The sequence below is a fragment of the Pantoea sp. UYEF8 genome (assembly GCF_040546285.1).
GTDB classification, from domain to species: domain Bacteria; phylum Pseudomonadota; class Gammaproteobacteria; order Enterobacterales; family Enterobacteriaceae; genus Pantoea; species Pantoea brenneri.
The window spans coordinates 61,847-79,560 of record NZ_JBEPNM010000011.1; the positions used below are offsets into that span (position 1 = coordinate 61,847).

13 protein-coding genes are annotated in these 17,714 nt (G+C 58.4%); 11 read left to right on the plus strand and 2 right to left on the minus strand.

Features of this window, described 5'->3' with window-relative positions:
* The first annotated feature begins 42 nt into the window (after positions 1–42).
* From ABIB18_RS18425 to ABIB18_RS18435, 3 genes are all read left to right on the plus strand, one after another.
* Positions 43–669 carry a DUF1007 family protein gene (locus ABIB18_RS18425; RefSeq protein ID WP_354475177.1) on the plus strand — a complete coding sequence of 209 codons (627 nt, stop codon included), beginning with the start codon at positions 43–45 and terminating at the stop codon, positions 667–669.
* Positions 660–1,637 (plus strand): nickel/cobalt transporter, encoded by a 978-nt coding sequence (locus tag ABIB18_RS18430; RefSeq protein ID WP_354475179.1) that lies wholly within the window; start codon positions 660–662, stop codon positions 1,635–1,637. Before ABIB18_RS18425 ends, ABIB18_RS18430 begins: the two co-directional genes overlap by 10 nt.
* A gap of 205 nt (positions 1,638–1,842) precedes the next feature.
* Positions 1,843–2,856, plus strand: coding sequence for a TIGR04086 family membrane protein (locus ABIB18_RS18435; RefSeq protein WP_031376259.1), 1,014 nt, complete (start codon positions 1,843–1,845; stop codon positions 2,854–2,856).
* Between the two features lie 62 nt (positions 2,857–2,918).
* Here ABIB18_RS18435 and suhB read toward each other — a convergent pair whose 3' ends face one another.
* Complete coding sequence (gene suhB / locus ABIB18_RS18440) at positions 2,919–3,722, minus strand: inositol-1-monophosphatase (RefSeq protein WP_031376258.1); 804 nt, start codon at positions 3,720–3,722, stop codon at positions 2,919–2,921.
* 132 nt (positions 3,723–3,854) lie between these two features.
* On the opposite strand from suhB, the gene trmJ reads away from it, so the two are divergent.
* The 5 genes from trmJ (at position 3,855) to sseB (ending at position 8,747) form a co-directional block, all read left to right on the plus strand.
* Positions 3,855–4,607 carry a tRNA (cytosine(32)/uridine(32)-2'-O)-methyltransferase TrmJ gene (trmJ, locus tag ABIB18_RS18445; RefSeq protein ID WP_031376257.1) on the plus strand — a complete coding sequence of 251 codons (753 nt, stop codon included), beginning with the start codon at positions 3,855–3,857 and terminating at the stop codon, positions 4,605–4,607.
* A 130-nt stretch (positions 4,608–4,737) separates the two neighbouring features.
* Entirely contained in the window at positions 4,738–5,235 is a 498-nt protein-coding gene (gene iscR / locus ABIB18_RS18450; protein ID WP_031376256.1) for a Fe-S cluster assembly transcriptional regulator IscR, read from the plus strand.
* A gap of 88 nt (positions 5,236–5,323) precedes the next feature.
* Entirely contained in the window at positions 5,324–6,478 is a 1,155-nt protein-coding gene (locus tag ABIB18_RS18455; protein ID WP_354475182.1) for an IscS subfamily cysteine desulfurase, read from the plus strand.
* A gap of 170 nt (positions 6,479–6,648) precedes the next feature.
* Positions 6,649–7,935, plus strand: a complete 1,287-nt coding sequence (pepB, locus tag ABIB18_RS18460) for an aminopeptidase PepB (RefSeq protein ID WP_354475184.1) — start codon at positions 6,649–6,651, stop codon at positions 7,933–7,935.
* 47 nt (positions 7,936–7,982) lie between these two features.
* Entirely contained in the window at positions 7,983–8,747 is a 765-nt protein-coding gene (sseB, locus tag ABIB18_RS18465; RefSeq protein WP_031376253.1) for an enhanced serine sensitivity protein SseB, read from the plus strand.
* A gap of 34 nt (positions 8,748–8,781) precedes the next feature.
* Here sseB and sseA read toward each other — a convergent pair whose 3' ends face one another.
* The gene (gene sseA / locus ABIB18_RS18470; protein ID WP_046288169.1) at positions 8,782–9,624 is read right to left on the minus strand and encodes a 3-mercaptopyruvate sulfurtransferase; all 843 of its coding nucleotides are present in this window, start codon (positions 9,622–9,624) and stop codon (positions 8,782–8,784) included.
* A gap of 145 nt (positions 9,625–9,769) precedes the next feature.
* Here sseA and ABIB18_RS18475 point away from each other — a divergent pair, with 145 nt between their 5' ends.
* The 3 genes from ABIB18_RS18475 (at position 9,770) to ndk (ending at position 17,603) form a co-directional block, all read left to right on the plus strand.
* The gene (locus ABIB18_RS18475; protein ID WP_354475187.1) at positions 9,770–14,662 is read left to right on the plus strand and encodes an alpha-2-macroglobulin family protein; all 4,893 of its coding nucleotides are present in this window, start codon (positions 9,770–9,772) and stop codon (positions 14,660–14,662) included.
* A 12-nt stretch (positions 14,663–14,674) separates the two neighbouring features.
* A complete protein-coding gene (gene pbpC, locus ABIB18_RS18480) occupies positions 14,675–16,996 on the plus strand; it encodes a peptidoglycan glycosyltransferase PbpC (protein WP_354475189.1) in 2,322 nt (773 codons plus the stop codon).
* A 175-nt stretch (positions 16,997–17,171) separates the two neighbouring features.
* Complete coding sequence (ndk, locus tag ABIB18_RS18485) at positions 17,172–17,603, plus strand: nucleoside-diphosphate kinase (RefSeq protein WP_003848684.1); 432 nt, start codon at positions 17,172–17,174, stop codon at positions 17,601–17,603.
* Positions 17,604–17,714 lie beyond the last annotated feature (111 nt).

Here is a 17,714-nt window from a genome sequence, read left to right on the forward strand (position 1 = left end):
ACTTATGGATTCTTTTCATCGGGAACGTTACTTTATAACATTATGAAACGCGCACGCTTTGTATTACTGATGGTCTTAAGTCCGGCGGCACTGGCGCATCCACACAGTTTCATCGACATGAAAACCGAACTGGTGGCGAAGGGGGATACCTTCACCGGCTTAAAAATGACCTGGACCATGGATGAGATCACCTCTGCCGATCTGCTGTATGACGCTGGCGAGGCGAAGCCAGGCAGCGTGGTGTGGAAAAAGCTGGCGGCCGGTGTGATGGCTAACGTGCTGGGCCAGCACTACTTCTCAGAAATCTGGCATAACCAACAGCGGGTGAAATTTTTGAATCTGCCTGACGAATATCATCTCTCGCGTAACGGTCATAAGGCGGTGCTGGAGTTTATTCTGCCGCTGGCGGAGCCGCCGGTACTGACCGGGCAGCGGTTTGACATCCTGACCTTTGATCCCAGCTATTTTGTCGACATGTTTTATGACAACGCCAGCGCCCTGACGCTGCCGCCGGCACTGCAGCAACGCTGTAAGTTTACGCTGAACACGCCAAAGCCCAACGACTCGTTGAAACAGTATGCGCTGTCGCTGGATAAGGCTGATGCACCAGCAGAAGAGCTTGATTTAGGTCGGCAGTTCGCGCAGACGGTGATTCTCACATGTCAGTAATTTCTACTCCGGCAGGCGCTTCGCGACTCTGGCCGCTCTGGCTGCTGGCGGCGCTGTTGCTGACCGGCGGCACGCTACTCTGGCTCAACTGGTCGCAGATTCTGTTGCAAAGCGTACTCTGGCAGAAAGATCTGCACCGGCAGATGACTCAGCTGTTACAGCTGGTGGCTGAGCAGCCGCAGCAGGCCGGGCTGTCACTGGTGCTGTTCAGCCTGCTGTATGGCATTTTGCATGCGCTGGGACCGGGCCATGGCAAAGTGGTGATTACCACTTTTCTGGCAACCCATCCGGCCAGAGTTAAAACCAGTATTAAGCTGACGCTGCTGGCCTCACTATTGCAGGGTTCAGTAGCGATCGTGCTGGTCACGGTGATGCTGGTGCTGCTGCAAACCTCTTCACGCCAGCTGCATCTCAGCAGCTTCTGGCTGGAAAAGGGCAGCTATCTGCTGGTGAGCGGACTGGGGGCCTGGATCGGTTATCGCGCGCTGCGAACGCTGTGGCAGATGCGACGTCCGCGCCCGGCGCTCGCTTTCCGCACGCTGCGTCCCGATCACCAGCATCACGCACACTGTAGTTGCGGACATGCGCACCTGCCGTCGCCGCAACAGATACGCGAGGCGGTGAGTGTGAAAACCCAGCTACTGGTGGTGGTATCGATGGGGCTGCGGCCCTGTTCCGGGGCGATCATGATGCTGCTGTTTGCCAAAGTGATTGGCGTTTATGCCTGGGGCGTGCTGTCAGCGGCGGCGATGGCGCTCGGCACCGCACTGACCATCTCTCTGATTGGTTTGCTGGTCCAGCGCGCCCGTGTAGTGGCGCAGCGACTGGCCCAGCCGCGACACAATCAACTGGCGCAGCTATTGGTTCCGATGCTCACCTTAATCGGCAGCCTGATATTAATTGTGGCCGGCATCGCTTTATGGCAGTCAGCACAACCCGCCTTCAGCGGCGGAATTCGACCCTTCTGAATCTCAACAAGCGCAGCGGGAATTAAATTACCGCTGCGTAGCGTATCTCGCTAATTTATGTAAATTCACATCTTTATTTTTTTCTCGCCTGGCGATGGTGGTGAAATGACTATTCACTGTCTATGCTGTTAATACCAAAACGGCATTCTCTGCCGGGATGATTAAAACCAAAGCACCTTTCTGTTTGTTGCGAGGAGAATATTTCATGGCTGATACCCGTATTAATAATGGCTATACCGAAACGCTGGCGACCGGGCCAGCGGGATTGCCGCTTAAGCGTATTTCCTGGAGCGCCGTCTTTGCTGGGGTAATTTGCGCGCTGATCGTTCACATCATATTGACGCTGCTGGGAACGGCAATTGGCGCGACCAGCGTTGATCCGATGAAGGAACAGAACCCATTAGACGGTCTGGGTACCGGCGCACTGGTCTGGACCGCAATTGAAATGCTGGTGGCGATGGCGGCCGGTAGCTACGTGGCGGGCCGCCTGGCACAGCGCGAAGGCGCGCTGCACGGTTTACTGATGTTTGGCCTTAGCACAATTTTCACTATTTACCTGGCGATTGCGCTGGCGAGCAGTGTATTGGGCGGGGCAATGAATATTGTCGGTTCCGGTTTCCAGGCATTAGGTAGCGGTATTTCCGCCGCTGCGCCATCGGTCACTCAAATGGCGAAAGATAAGCTGCAGGAAAATAATATTAATTTAGATGACCTGCAGAACGAACTGGAAACTACGCTGCGCCAGACCGGTAAGCCGGAATTACAGCCGGAGAATTTAAAGCAGGATGCAAATAACGAAGCGCAGAACGCGGAGAATCAGGCTAACAACACTGCCAGCCATCCACAGACGGCGGATACCGATCTGTCTAACTGGTTAAAAGGCGTGATGAATCGTCATTCAGATACATTACAGGCCGCCGATCGTGATGCGCTGAAAAATATTATCAAAGCGCGTACCGGTAAAAGCGATCAGGAAGTCGATCAGATCGTCGCTAAAGCAGAGCAGAGCTATCAGCAGGCGATGCAGAAATATCAGGAACTGAAACAGCAGGCCGAGCAGAAGGCACGTGAAGCCGCAGATAAAGCAGCAGCAGCCACGGCGAAAGCCAGCTGGTATGCGCTGATTCTGTTGATTATCGAAGCGGTGCTGGCCGGTGTGATGGGGATGGTGGGTCGTCGTACTCAGCCTCGTCAGGTTCTGTCACACGAACGTCGTTAATCGACGCGAAAAACAGGCAATAAAAAAGGCGGCTGAGAAGCCGCCTTTTTCTGTGCTATTACTTAGCGTTTTAACGCTTCGCTCAGCTCTTCACGCATGTTTGACAGCATGGCTTTCACCACGCGTGGGTTACCGGCAACGATATTACCGGAATGCAGATAACCGTGGTTACCGGTGAAGTCAGTGACCAGGCCACCCGCTTCACGTACCAGCAGTTCACCCGCCGCGAAATCCCATGGCTTCAGGCCAATCTCAAAATAACCATCAACGCGACCGGCTGCGACATAAGCCAGATCCAGCGCTGCTGAGCCGGTGCGGCGGAAGTCGGCGCACTGGGTAAACAGTTTGGTCAGGATGTTCATATAGGCGGGGGCGTGCTGTTTCAGCTTGAACGGGAAGCCGGTTGCCAGAATGGTGCCATCCAGGTCGCGAGCGATGCTGCCGCGCAGGCGGTATCCATTAAGCTGGGCGCCCTGGCCGCGTACGGCGCTGAACAGTTCATTACGCATTGGGTCGTAGACCACCGCGACTTCAGTGCGGCCTTTAATGCGCACGGCGATGGAAACAGCAAAGTGGGGCAGACGTTTGATGAAGTTGGTGGTGCCATCCAGCGGATCGATAACCCATTGAATGTCCTGATCCTCACCCGCCAGTTCACCGCTTTCTTCGGTGATGATGGTATGTTTCGGGTAAGATTTACGAATCACTTCGATAATCAGGCGTTCTGCTTCGCGATCAACATTCGTTACGAAGTCGTTGCTGCCTTTCTGGCTGGCTTCGACGGCGTCCGGGGTTTCATAATTCTTGGCAATTAAATTTCCGGCCTTGCGCGCTGCGCGCACGGCAATGTTGAGCATTGGATGCATCGGTATCTCTCGCTGGATGTTAAAGAACGGGGAAAACGGCGCGGAGTATAGCAGCGTGTTCGGTAAATGTCCTGCTTTATGTTAGCATTCGCGCTACTGATTTTACTGACCCGCTGCTGAGACTCCTCAATAATGCTGCAAAATATCCGTATCGTGCTGGTTGAAACCTCTCACACCGGCAACATGGGCTCCGTCGCCCGCGCCATGAAAACCATGGGCCTGACCAACCTTTATCTGGTTAACCCGCTGGTCAAACCCGATTCACAGGCGATTTCTCTCGCCGCCGGGGCCAGTGATGTGATTGGCGACGCTAAAATCGTCGACTCGCTGGACGAAGCTATCGCCGGCTGCAGTTTAGTGGTTGGCACCAGCGCACGTTCCCGTTCACTGCCGTGGCCGATGCTTGATGCCCGCGAATGTGGCGTGAAAAGCGTGGAAGAGGGGCAGCAGGCGCCGGTGGCGCTGGTGTTTGGTCGTGAGCGCGTCGGCCTGACCAATGAAGAATTACAGAAGTGTCATTATCACGTCGCGATTCAGGCCAACCCGGAATACAGCTCGCTGAACCTGGCGATGGCGGTGCAGATCATCGCCTATGAAGTGCGGATGGCGTGGCTGCAGGCGCAGGAACAAGCCAGCCCGCAGCCGCAGTATGCTGAGTCGCCTTATCCGCTGGTGGATGACCTTGAGCGCTTCTATCAGCATATGGAACAGATGATGCTGAACAGCGGCTTTATCCGAGAAGCTAACCCGGGCCAGGTGATGAGTAAACTGCGTCGTCTTTATACCCGTGCCCGGCCGGAACGTGATGAACTCAACATTCTGCGCGGCATGCTTTCATCGTTTGAAAAGCGAAAAAACGAGAAGAAAGAAGACGATAATAGTTGAGTAAATTACCAGGTTAAATACTTGAGTGTTTTACCTGGTTAAATAGTTGACCAAATTACTCGGGAATGTCAGACTTGCCGACATCTTTTGCTAATCCTCCGATAACCGGACGCTATTGAGGTCGTACGCTATGAGACTGACATCCAAAGGACGTTATGCCGTAACTGCTATGCTGGACGTTGCCCTTCACTCCCATGAAGGCCCGGTTCCGCTGGCTGACATTTCCGAGCGTCAGGGCATCTCGCTGTCGTATCTCGAGCAGTTGTTCTCCCGCCTGCGTAAAAATGGCTTAGTTGCCAGCGTACGGGGGCCGGGCGGCGGTTATCTGTTGGGTAAAGAGTCGAATGCTATCGCGGTCGGTGAAGTGATCACCGCAGTCGATGAGTCAGTTGACGCCACCAAATGCCAGGGTAAAGAAGGCTGCCAGGGCGGCGAGCGCTGCCTGACTCACGTTCTGTGGCGCGATCTGAGCGTGCGCATCAGTGACTTCCTGAACAATATTACGCTGGCTGAGCTGGTGAATAATCAGGAGATCCTCGACGTGGCCGATCGTCAGAACGCCAATGACAATCGTCGCTTCCAGAGCCCACGCGCTCAGGAAATCAACGTCAATCTGCGCGCCTCGTAATCCCCACTGTTGCGGCCCTAACTGCTAACGCGGGCAGGGCCGAATCTGCTATAAAGACGTATGATTTTTTATACGGAGCTGTAGCGCAATGAAATTACCGATTTACCTGGATTATGCCGCCACCACGCCGGCCGATCCGCGTGTAGCCAGCAAAATGATGCAGTTTCTGACGCTGGATGGCACGTTCGGTAATCCGGCCTCCCGTTCTCACCGTTTTGGCTGGCAATCTGAAGAAGCGGTCGATGTGGCGCGCAATCAGGTGGCCGAACTGGTTAATGCCGATCCGCGTGAAATCGTGTTTACCTCTGGCGCCACCGAATCTGACAATCTTGCGATTAAAGGCGCAGCCCACGCCCATCAGGCGCGCGGCAAACATATCATTACCAGCCAGACTGAACACAAAGCGGTACTCGACAGTTGCCAGCAGCTGGAGCGTGAAGGCTTTGATGTCACCTACCTGAAACCGCCCGCCAACGGCATTATCAGCCCTGAAATGCTGCGTGACGCCCTGCGCGACGACACCATTTTAGTCTCGATCATGCACGTCAATAATGAAATCGGCGTGATTCAGAATATTGCTGCGTTTGGTGAGCTGTGCCGTGAACGCGACATTCTGTTTCACGTTGATGCGACCCAGAGCGTTGGCAAACTGCCGATCGATCTCAGCGTGTTGCCGGTCGATTTGATGTCATTTTCCGCCCACAAACTCTATGGCCCGAAAGGGATCGGCGCACTCTATGTCCGTCGTAAACCACGGGTGCTGATCGCTGCCCAGATCCATGGCGGTGGACACGAGCGTGGCATGCGTTCCGGCACGCTGCCGGTTCACCAGATTGTCGGGATGGGCGAGGCCTATCGCATTGCGGCGGAAGAGCGTGAGACCGAGATGGCGCGCCTGCAACGTTTGCGCGACCGGCTGTGGCACGGCATCAGTACGCTGCCGGACGTCACGCTGAACGGTGACCTGCAACACAGCGCCGCTAACATTCTTAACCTCAGTTTTGCCAACGTTGAGGGCGAATCGCTGATCATGGCGCTAAAAGACCTGGCGCTCTCCTCCGGTTCTGCCTGTACCTCTGCCAGTCTGGAGCCCTCCTATGTCCTGCGGGCTTTGGGTGTCGGCGAAGAGCTGGCGCACAGTTCGCTGCGATTTTCGCTTGGTCGCTTTACCACCGAAGAAGAGATCGATTACGCCATCGCGCTGGTGCAGAAATCAGTGACGCGTCTGCGTGCCTTAATGTAATCGGCCGGATACCCGGCCAGATTCTGGAAACCGCGCCATAATATGCGCAAGGCTGGCATCCTCTGAAAGAATCTGTTATCAGGTCTGTCCACGCATTGTATTTAACATCTTATTAAAGCCACTTTAACAATCAGGCTGGATGAAACGAATAACGTCTATGGAGCTTCGCGATGACCACACAACCGATGAACATCACTCTTAGCAGCCAGCCCGCCGATGCGCGCTGGGGCGAAAAAGCCATTCTGAGCAGCACCGACAGCGGCATGACGCTGCACCTGACCGGCGCGGATGCGCTGATGACCATTCAGCGTGCCGGTCGCAAACTGGATAGCCAGGGGATCCGCCATGTGGCGCTGACCGGCGAAGGCTGGCACCTTGAACAATGCTGGGCGTTCTGGCAGGGCTACCGCGGTCCGAAAGGGCAGCGTCAGGTTGACTGGCCGACGCTGGGCGAGCACGAGCAGGCAGAATTTGATCGCCGGCTGAAAATTATCGACTGGGTACGCAACACCATCAACCTGCCAGCCGAAGAGCTGGGACCGGAGCAGCTGGCGCACACCGCCATCGATCTGATCAGTGAAGTGGGCGGCAGTGCCGTCAGCTATCGCATCACCAAAGGTGACGATCTGCGGGTGCAGGGCTACATGGGCCTGCATACGGTAGGACGCGGCTCCAGCCGTCCGCCGGTGCTGCTGGCGCTCGACTTCAATCCGACCGGTGACGACAACGCGCCGGTGTACGCCTGTCTGGTCGGCAAAGGCATTACCTTCGACACCGGCGGCTACAGCATGAAGCAGAGCAGCTTCATGGACTCAATGAAGTCTGACATGGGCGGCGCGGCCACCGTGACGGGCGCGCTGGCGATGGCGATTGCCCGCGGTCTCAACAAACGCGTGAAGCTTTACCTCTGCTGCGCCGACAATATGGTCAGCAGCAACGCCTTTAAACTGGGCGATATCATTCGCTATCGCAATGGCAAATCGGTGGAAGTGATGAACACCGACGCCGAAGGTCGACTGGTGCTGGCTGATGGCTTAATCGACGCCAGCGAGCAGCAACCGACGCTGCTGATCGATGCTGCCACCCTGACCGGCGCAGCCAAAACCGCGCTGGGCAATGATTACCACGCACTGTTCACCTTTGATGAGGTACTGGCGCAGTCGCTGATGGGCAGCGCAGTCAGCGAGAACGAGCCGTTCTGGCGTCTGCCGCTGGCCGAGTTCCATCGCAGCCATCTGCCGTCTAACTTTGCCGATCTCAATAACATTGCCAGTCCGGCGCATGCGGCCGGTGCCAGCAGCGCGGCGGCGTTCCTCTCTTATTTCGTCAGCAACTACCAGCAGGGCTGGCTGCATATCGACTGTTCTGCGACCTACCGCAAAAGCGCGGTCGATCAGTGGGCTGCCGGTGCTACCGGCCTCGGCGTGCGGACGCTGGCTAACCTGTTACTGAAATAAGTGCTATTCAGCGGTGGCGGGTGCTGCCGCGTATTTAGAGAGTGAATATGAACCGTCTTGAAGAGGTGCTGAAGCTGGCCGCTACCGAGCCCGCTCACCGGCCCGAATTTTTTCAACTGCTGCTGGAATCAGACGTCTGGGTGCCGGGCGAAAGCACGGCACAGCAACTCGATGCCAGTACGCCGGTGGATCTGCAGCACTGGGAAAAAGAGGATGGCAGCAGCATCATTCCGTTTTTCAGTTCAGAACAGGCGATGAGTGACGCGGTCAGCAGCGAGCAGGCTTATCTGCGTCTGCCGGTGCGCACGCTGTTTGAAATGACCCGCGGCGAAACGCTGTTTCTCAATCCTAAATTACCGACCGGCAAAGAGTTCTCGCCTGCCGAAATCACTCATCTGCTGGCGGAAGAGGGCAGCGCCCTGAGTCAGCAAACGGTGCTGGAAGGCGGGCAGTCGCTGCTGTTATCTGAAGTGGCGGAACCGCCAGCGCAGATGGTTGATTCGCTGACCCAGCTATTCAGCAAATATAAACAGGTGCGCCGCGCGTTTATCGCCAGCATCCGTGAACGGGCCGATGAAGCGCCGAATCTGCTGATTGGTATTGAAGCGGACAGCGATATTGAAGCGATTATTCAGGCGGCGGGCAGCGTGGCGATGGATACGCTGCCGGACGATGCGCCGGTCGACTTATGCGAAGTGACGGTGGAGGATCGTGGCATCAGCCATTTCTTCACCGCACATATTACCCCGTTCTATGAACGTCGCTGGGGCAGTTTCCTGCGCGACTTCAAAGGCAGCGAACGCATCATCTGATGAAAAAAGAGCGGCGCAGTGGCCGCTCTTTTTTTTATTTCGCAATCGGCAGATCGTCGCGGCTACCCCATTCGCTCCACGAACCGTCGTAGATGGCGGTCTGACGTGCGCCCAGCGCGGTCAGCGCCAGAATCACCACGGCTGCCGTAACGCCCGAACCACAGCTGGCCACCACCGGTTTGTCCAGTTCAACCCCGGCACGGGCAAACAGATCGCGCAGTTCAGCCAGCGGTTTCAGTTCGCCATTCACCACCAGGCTATTCCATGGCACGTTCAGGCTATTTGGAACGTGGCCGCGCAGCAGACCGGGACGCGGTTCATCCACTTCGGCGTTAAAACGGTTTGCCGCGCGCGCATCCACCAGCTGTGCGCCGCCTTCATGACTGATCAGCAGCACGTCATTGAGCCGACGGACCTGGCTTTCATCATAGCTGGCCTCAAACTCACCTTCCGCCAGTGACACCGGGCCGCTCTCAAGGGCAAAACCTGCCGCTTTCCAGCCCTGCAGGCCGCCAGCCAGAATCGACACCTGGGCAGCGCCATACAGGCGCAGCATCCACCAGGCGCGTGGGGCCGAGAACAGATTCCCCTCGTCATAGACCACCAGATGTTTGTCGCTGCTGATACCCAGTTCACGCATCGCCACGGCAAAACGCTCGGGGCGCGACAGCATGTGCGGGTAAGGGCTGGTGTGATCCGACAGTTCTTCAATATTGAAAAACGGTGCATCAGGCAGATGGCCAGCCAGATATTCGGCATTCACATCCCGGACCGCTTCCTGACCAGGCGGCAGCATCCGGCTATCCAGCACCTGCAGGTTCTCATCATGATAGTGTTCCTGTAACCAGTCGGCGGACACAAACAGTGGCGTCGTCATAACAACCTCATCTCAGTTATCTGTGCTGTCAGTGTCGGGCAATGCGGGCGCCATCTCAAGAGAAGCGTTGATTAAATGCGAGCATTGAGATGAAATTGCGCAGCGTTATAAAACAACTCCCCTGGGGCCCGGTGAAGGATTTACCATGAAAAAACGCATTAACCGACTGCTGATCGGCCTGCTGATCGGCGGCTCGCTGCTGGCGACGGCAGCCGTGCCGGTTTTCACTGTCAGCGCAGCGGAAACGACTGCCACGCAGGTCAGCAAACCGCTGACTCTCCTCGACCTCTCTGAGCTTCAGCTTGATGGCGCCGCCGCGCTGGTCTTAACCTTTAATCAGCCGCTGGATGATAAACAGGATCTGACGCAAAAAGTCAGGCTGACCGACGATAAACTGGGTCAGGTTGACGGTGGCTGGGAGCTGTCTGACAACCGCAAAGCGCTGCGCTTTCGCCATCCCCAGCCGTCGCGTCGGTTTACCGTTACGGTAGAAGCGGGATTGCGTGCGGCCAGCGGAGAGACGCTGGCGGCCGGCTTCAGCAAAAAAATCACTACCCGTGATATCGAACCGATGGTCGGTTTTGCCAGCCGTGGCTCGCTGCTGCCGCTGCGTCTCACTCAGGGATTACCGGTGCTGGCGCTGAATATCGACCAGGTGGATGTGGATTTTTTCCGGATAAAAAATGCCGGTCTGGCGGCGTTTCTTGCCGAATGGAATGACGGCAATAACCTCTCAAGCTGGCAATCTCAGTCGTTACTGAAAAGCAGTCAGCTGGTTTATAGCGGACGTTTTGAACTCAACCCGGCACGTAATACCCGTGAAAAGCTGCAGTTGCCGCTACAGGATATTACCCCGCTGCAGCAGCCGGGCGTCTATCTGGCGGTGATGAAACAGGCGGGCACCTATCACTACAGCATGCCTGCCACGCTGTTTACCCTGAGCGATATTGGACTGTCACTGCATCGCTTTCCCACGCAGCTTGAACTGTTCGCCCAGAGCCTGGAAAACGGCAAGCCGCTTGCTGACGTCAGCGTCAGGCTGCTGAACGAAAAAGGCCAGGTACTGCAAAGCGGCACCAGCGACAGCAACGGGCACCTGCGTCTGAAGGCGGATGAGAAGGGCCGGTTACTGCTGGCGATGCAGGGCGAGCAGACCTCGCTGATCGATCTGGCGCGTCCGGCACTGGATCTGGCCGAGTTTCCGGTGACCGGGCCGCAGGGCTATGACAAACAGCTGTTTGTGTTTGGTCCACGGAATATCTATCGCCCGGGCGAAACGGTGATCGTCAATGCGCTATTACGGGATGCCGACGGCAAACCGCTGCCGGCCCAGCCGGTGAAAGCCGAGCTGGTCCAGCCCGATGGTCAGGTGATGCGTACCTTTGTCTGGCAGCCGCAGGACGGTTTTTATCAGCAGCGGTTCACGCTGCCCGACGTGTCGATGACCGGTGACTGGCAGCTGCGGCTGAATACCGGTGACAACCTGAAGCGGCAATGGACGTTCCACGTCGAGGATTTTCTGCCGGAACGCATGGCGTTGACCCTGAAAACCGATCCTCAGCCGCAACCTGCCGATGCTGATATCGCCTTCGATATTGAGGGCCGCTACCTGTATGGCACCCCGGCAGCCGGTAACGCGTTGCAGGGTGAGCTTTATCTGCGCCCGGCGCGGGAGGCGGTCGCTGCTCTGCCGGGTTACCAGTTTGGTGATATCACTGAGCAGGGCCTCAGGCGCACGCTGGATGAAGTCGATCTGAAGCTGGATGCCAACGGCAAGGCCCGGCTCACGGTCGATAATCAGTGGGATCAATTGCATTCACCGCTCAATCTGATTCTGCAGGCCAGCCTGCTGGAAACCGGTGGGCGGCCGGTTACCCGCCGTGCCACGACCGCCATCTGGCCAGCCGAGGCACTGCCCGGTATTCGTCCGCTGTTTGCCAGTAAAGCGGTGTATGACTACCGCAGTGACAGCTATCACGACGAGCCTACCGTGCCGGAAAACAGCCTGGCAGAGTTTGACCTCGTTTATGCCAACAGCCAGGGCGTAAAGCTGGCGGCTGACAAACTGGTGGTGCGATTAATCCGCGAACGGCGCGATTACTACTGGAGCTTTTCTGACAGCGAAGGCTGGCAGTCGCGTTACGATGCCAAAGACCTGCAGGAAGATGAACGCGTGATCACTCTGCCGGCGGGCGGCAGCAGCAAGGTGGGCTTCCCGGTCGAGTGGGGCAGTTACCGGCTTGAGGTGCAGGCGGGCGAAAAGATCGTCAGCAGCGTACGTTTTCAGGCGGGTTATGACTGGCAGGATAATACCAATGGCACCGGGGCACTGCGCCCGGATCAGGTAAAACTGAAGCTGGATAAAGCGGCGTATCAGCCTGGCGAAACGGTGCATCTGCAGGTGGAGTCTCCGACAGCCGGTAAAGGCTATCTGATGGTGGAGTCGAGCAGCGGTACGCTGTGGTGGCAGCCGTTAACCGTGCCACAGGGTGGCACCCAGGTTGACGTGCCGATTGCCGACAGCTGGCAGCGTCACGATCTCTACTTTAGTGCCATCGTGGTGCGCGACGGCGATAAGGTCAGCGGGGCGACGCCAAAACGCGCGGTCGGACTGCTGCATCTGCCAATGGCGACCGAGGCGCGGCGACTCAATCTGACGCTGGATACGCCCGCCACCCTCCGGCCTGAGCAGAACCTGACGGTGAAAGTGCAGGCCAGCCGCGATGGCGGCCCCCTGCCTGAGAAGGTGCAGGTGCTGCTGTCGGCGGTCGACAGTGGCGTGTTGAGCGTGACCGATTACCAGACGCCCGACCCGTGGCAGGCGTTTTTCGGTCGTAAACGCTATAACGTCGATCAGTATGACGTGTTCGGCCAGCTGATTGAGGGCGGGGGGCGACTGGCGACGCTGCGCTTTGGCGGTGATGGCGAAGATCCTTCCAATACACGCGGCGGTAAAAAGCCGCTTACCCACGTCAATATTGTGGCGCAGCAATTACAGGTTGTGACGCTGGATAAAGAGGGCAAAGGTACCCTTACGCTGCCGATCCCGGCGTTTAACGGTGAGCTGCGACTGATGGCGCAGGCCTGGAGTGACGACAGCTTCGGCGTTGCAGAGCGCAAAGTGGTGGTGGCAGCGCCGCTGGTCAGTGAACTGGCGACACCGCGCTTTCTTGCCAGCGGCGACCAGGCCTCCCTGGCGCTGGACGTTACCAACCTGACCGATCTGCCACAGACTCTGAAAGTGGATGTGGCAGCCAGTGGCCTGATCGGACTGACGGGGGCCGCCAGTCAGACTATCAGTCTGGCAAAAGGCGCTCGCACTACCCTGCAGATACCGGTGACGGCGAAAAACGGTTTTGGCGACGGTGAGGTCGCGGTGCAGATCAGCGGACTGAATCTGCCTGGCGAGCAGCTACGGCCCAGCAAACAGCAGTGGAAGATCGGCGTCAGGCCGCCTTATCCTGCCCAGACCCTCAATTTTGATGCGGTGATTACCCCCGATCGGCCGTGGCAGGTGGCGGCCGCGGCGTTTACCGGTCTCGACAGCCAGACGCTGACCGGGCAACTGACGCTGAGTAATCGGCCGCCGTTAAATCTCGCCAGCTATATCAGCGCGCTGTATGCCTATCCTTACGGTTGTCTGGAGCAGACCGCCAGCGGCCTGTGGCCTTCGCTCTACACCAGCCAGGCGCAGCTCAGTGCGATGGGAATTAAAACCAGCACTGATGAGGCGCGGCGGGCGGCGGTGGATACCGGCATCGCCCGGCTGGCAGGCATGCAGCGCGCGGACGGCAGCTTCGGTTTATGGGGTAAACAGAGCGAAGAGGAGTTCTGGTTAACCGCTTACGTGACCGATTTTCTGCTGCGTGCCAGCGAGGCGGGTTATGCGTTGCCTGACGACCTGATCGCCCGTGCCAATGCCCGGCTGCTGCGCTACTTACAGGACCCGGCGCAGATCACTGCCAGCGGCAGTAACCAGCCTGACGCATTGCGCTTCAGCGTGCAGGCCTACGCCGGCCTGGTACTGGCGCGGCAGCAGCGCGCGCCGCTGGGTGCCCTGCGAGCGCTGTATGAAAAGCGTGATCAGAGCCGATCGGGGCTGGCGCTGATGCAGCTCGGGGTGGCGCTGAAGCTGATGGGGGATGCGCAGCGGTCGCAGCTGGCGGTCGCGCAGGCTGCCAGCCTGACGCGCCCTGACGATAGCTGGATTGGGGACTACGGCAGCACGGTACGCGATCAGGGCATGATGATTGCGCTGTTAGCGGAAAACCAGCTGCAACCGGATCTGCAAAACAGCCTGCTGCTGTCGCTGTCGAAAGAGCTTAATGGTAAACGCGGGTTCTCGACGCAGGAGAATAACGCGCTCTATCTGGCTGCGCGCACCTTGCAAACGGCTCAGGGCCAGAGCTGGCAGGCGAACATCGTGGGCAAGCCGCAACCGGTAACCGGCCATGCGCCGTTAAACAGCGGACTGGATGCTCAGCAGCTGACGCAGGGCGTGACGATAAGTAATCCGGGCCCGGCGGCCCTGTATGGCAACCTGAACGTGGTGGGGTATCCGCTGAGCCCGCCAGCGCCGGTCAGCCAGCAGCTGGCGATCAAACGGGAGTACTTCACCCTCGACGGCAAAGCTGCCGATCTCAGCCAACTGCGCAGCGGTGAGCTGCTGGTGGTACGTCTGACCGTTTCAGCCAGACGCGACATCAGCGATGCGCTGGTGGTGGATTTACTGCCTGCCGGACTGGAACTGGAAAATCAGAATCTGGCCGACAGCAGCGCCAGCCTGGGTGACAGCGCGGATGCGTTAAAAGAGAGCATGATGGATATGCAGCAGGTTAACCTCCGGCATATTGAGTTCCGTGACGATCGCTTTGTCGCCGCGCTGGCCGTTGATAGCTATCGTCCTGCGACGCTGATCTATCTGGCGCGGGCCGTCACGCCAGGCACTTACCGGATGCCACCGCCGCAGGTGGAATCGATGTATGTTCCTGAGTGGCACGCCATCGGCAGTACGCCACCGCCGATGAATGTCCGGTAAGCGGATGGCAGGGTGTTGAACATCCGAACGGCTAAAAAGCGGTGGCTGGCGCTGCCGCTTTTTTTACTGATGTTGCTGCTGGCTCTGTGGGGGCTGGATCGGCTCTCTCCGTTACCGCTTAAGCAACCACAGCCAGCGCGCGTGGTGGTGGCCGCCGACGGTACGCCGCTGTGGCGCTTCGCCGATCGTCAGGGGATCTGGCGCTATCCGGTCACGCCAGAAGAGGTTTCGCCCGCTTACCTGCAGGCATTACTGACTTACGAAGATCGCTGGTTCTGGTATCACCCTGGCGTCAATCCGCTGGCCCTGCTGCGCGCCGCCTGGCAGGATCTGCGGCACCGTAGCGTGATTTCCGGTGGCAGCACCTTAACTATGCAGGTGGCACGGCTTATTGACCCCCAGCCGCGGACGCTAAAGGGCAAGCTGATTCAGGCCTGGCGTGCGCTGCAGCTGGAGTGGCACCTTTCCAAACGCGATATCCTGACTCTCTACCTCAACCGGGCATCGTTTGGCGGCACGCTGGAAGGCGTCGGCGCCGCAAGCTGGAGCTGGCTGGGCAAATCGCCCGCTGAGCTGACCCGCGGCGAGGCCGCCTTGCTGGCGGTGTTGCCACAGGCTCCCAGCCGGTTACGGCCGGATCGCTGGCCGGCGCGGGCCGAAGCCGCACGCAACAAAGTGCTGGATCGGCTGGCGCAGTACCGCGTCTGGTCGCCTCAGCAGGTGGCTGAAATCCGACAGGAGCCGGTCTGGCTTCCGCCGAGACAGATGCCACAGATGGCGCCCTTACTGGCCCGGCGTCTGCTGTCGATCAGCGACCGTGAAAAGATTGTCTCGACCCTCGATCCGTCGTTGCAGCGTCAGCTGGAAAGCATGGCGCTGAACATTAAAAGCCAGCTTCCACCGCGCACCTCGCTGGCGGTGCTGGTAGTCGATCACACCACCATGGCGGTACAGGGATATGTCGGTTCCGCCGACTTTGGCGATGACAGCCGCTTTGGTCAGGTGGATATGATCGCCAGCGTGCGGTCGCCCGGCTCGGTGTTAAAACCCTTTGTCTATGGCATGGCGCTCGATGATGGCCTGATCCATGCAGAATCACTGTTGCAGGATGTACCGCGTCGCGTCGGCGACTACCGGCCGGGTAATTTCGACAGCGGTTTTCATGGCCCGGTCAGCGCCAGCGAGGCGTTAGTGCGCTCACTTAACCTGCCTGCCGTTCAGCTACTGGAGGCGCTGGGACCCAAAAATGTGGCGGCCCGTCTGCGTAATGTCGGGCTCAATTTACGTTTTCCAGCCGGTTCGGGGCCTAATCTGTCGCTGATCCTCGGCGGCACCGGGGCGAGGATGGACGAAGTGGTGGCGGCTTACAGTGCCTTTGCCCGTCACGGCAACGCCGGTCAGCTGCGCTGGATGCCCGATCAGCCGTTGCAGCAGCGACCGCTACTGTCGCCTGGCGCGGCATGGATTATCCGCCGCATTCTGGCAGGTGAGGCGCAGCCAGCGGCTAACGGCAGCGAACCGGCGGTGGTTCCGCTGGCGTGGAAAACCGGCACCAGCTACGGCTACCGCGATGCCTGGGCGGTTGCAGTGAATCCGCGCTACCTGATTGGCGTCTGGGTTGGACGACCGGATGCGACGCCGGTGGCCGGTCAGTCAGGTGTGGCCTCGGCGGTACCGGTGATGAATCAGATTAACAGCATCCTGATGAGCCGCTTAGCCGGGCAGGAATGGCCTGCCGATCCGCGTCCAGCCTCGGTAACGGTTGCCGCTATCTGCTGGCCTGGCGGCCAGCCACTGCCGGTGGGCGATCAGAATTGCCGGCAGCGGCGGCAGAGCTGGGTGCTCAACGACACGCTGCCGCCCACGCTGCTGGCCGCCGGGCAGGAGAGCCTCAGCGGCTTGCGGTTACGCTACTGGCAAAACGACCGGGGATTGCGGGTGGCGGCGGATTGCCCACAGGCCAGCAGCCGTGAACGCCTGATGTGGCCGCTGCCGCTGGAGGCCTGGCTGCCGCCGCAGGAACAACGGGCGCAGCGCTTACCGCCAATCGATCCGCACTGTCCGCCGTTGGAGCAGGGCAGCAGCGCACCGCTGATCGTTACCGGCGTGATTGACGGACAGCGGGTGCAGCCGCTGCCGGGCAATCCGGTCCTGGTACTGCCGGTGGCGGTGCAGGGTGGACAAGGCACCGCGCGCTGGTGGTTTCTCAACGGTCAGCCACAGCCAGGCCAGAACGGCACGCTGTCGCTGCATCTCGATCGTCCGGGCGACTATCAGCTGGTGGTGATGGATGAAGCGGGTCAACTGGCCACCGTCACCTTCAGCCGCCTGTGATGCTTTTTTACGCTAAATCAGAGTTGCGCCCGCTTTGCTTCGATTCAGATCAAGATTTTTCAATAAATTGCGGATCTCTGATAGGCAACGCCAGGCTCTGCCCCTATAATCGGCGCCGTTTCTTAGCCGGGGCGTGCGCCCCCGGTTTCTTCAGGACGTCAAGACAGAGGTCATCATGGCAATCGAACGTACTTTTTCTATCATCAAGCCAAACGCCGTCGCTAAAAACGTGATCGGTGCCATCTACAACCGTTTTGAAAGCGCAGGCTTCAAAATCGTTGGCGCAAAAATGCTGCAGCTGAGCAAAGAGCAGGCTGAAGGTTTCTACGCTGAACATCAGGGCAAGCCATTCTTCGACGGTCTGGTTGAATTCATGACCTCTGGTCCGGTAGTGGTTTCTGTACTGGAAGGCGAAAACGCCGTTCAGCGTCACCGTGACCTGATGGGTGCGACTAATCCGGCAAACGCACTGGCCGGCACCCTGCGTGCTGACTACGCTGACAGCTTCACCGAGAACGCGACCCACGGTTCAGATTCTGCAGAATCTGCTGCCCGTGAAATCGCCTACTTCTTCGGCGAAAACGAAATCTGCCCGCGTACCCGTTAATCGCCTGGCGATAAACCACCGGCTGGCTTTACAAAAATCTGCCTGAGGGAGGCGACTCCCGCCTGTTATCAGGCCGCAGATGTTGTACAATATTGCGCCTTCATTAACTCC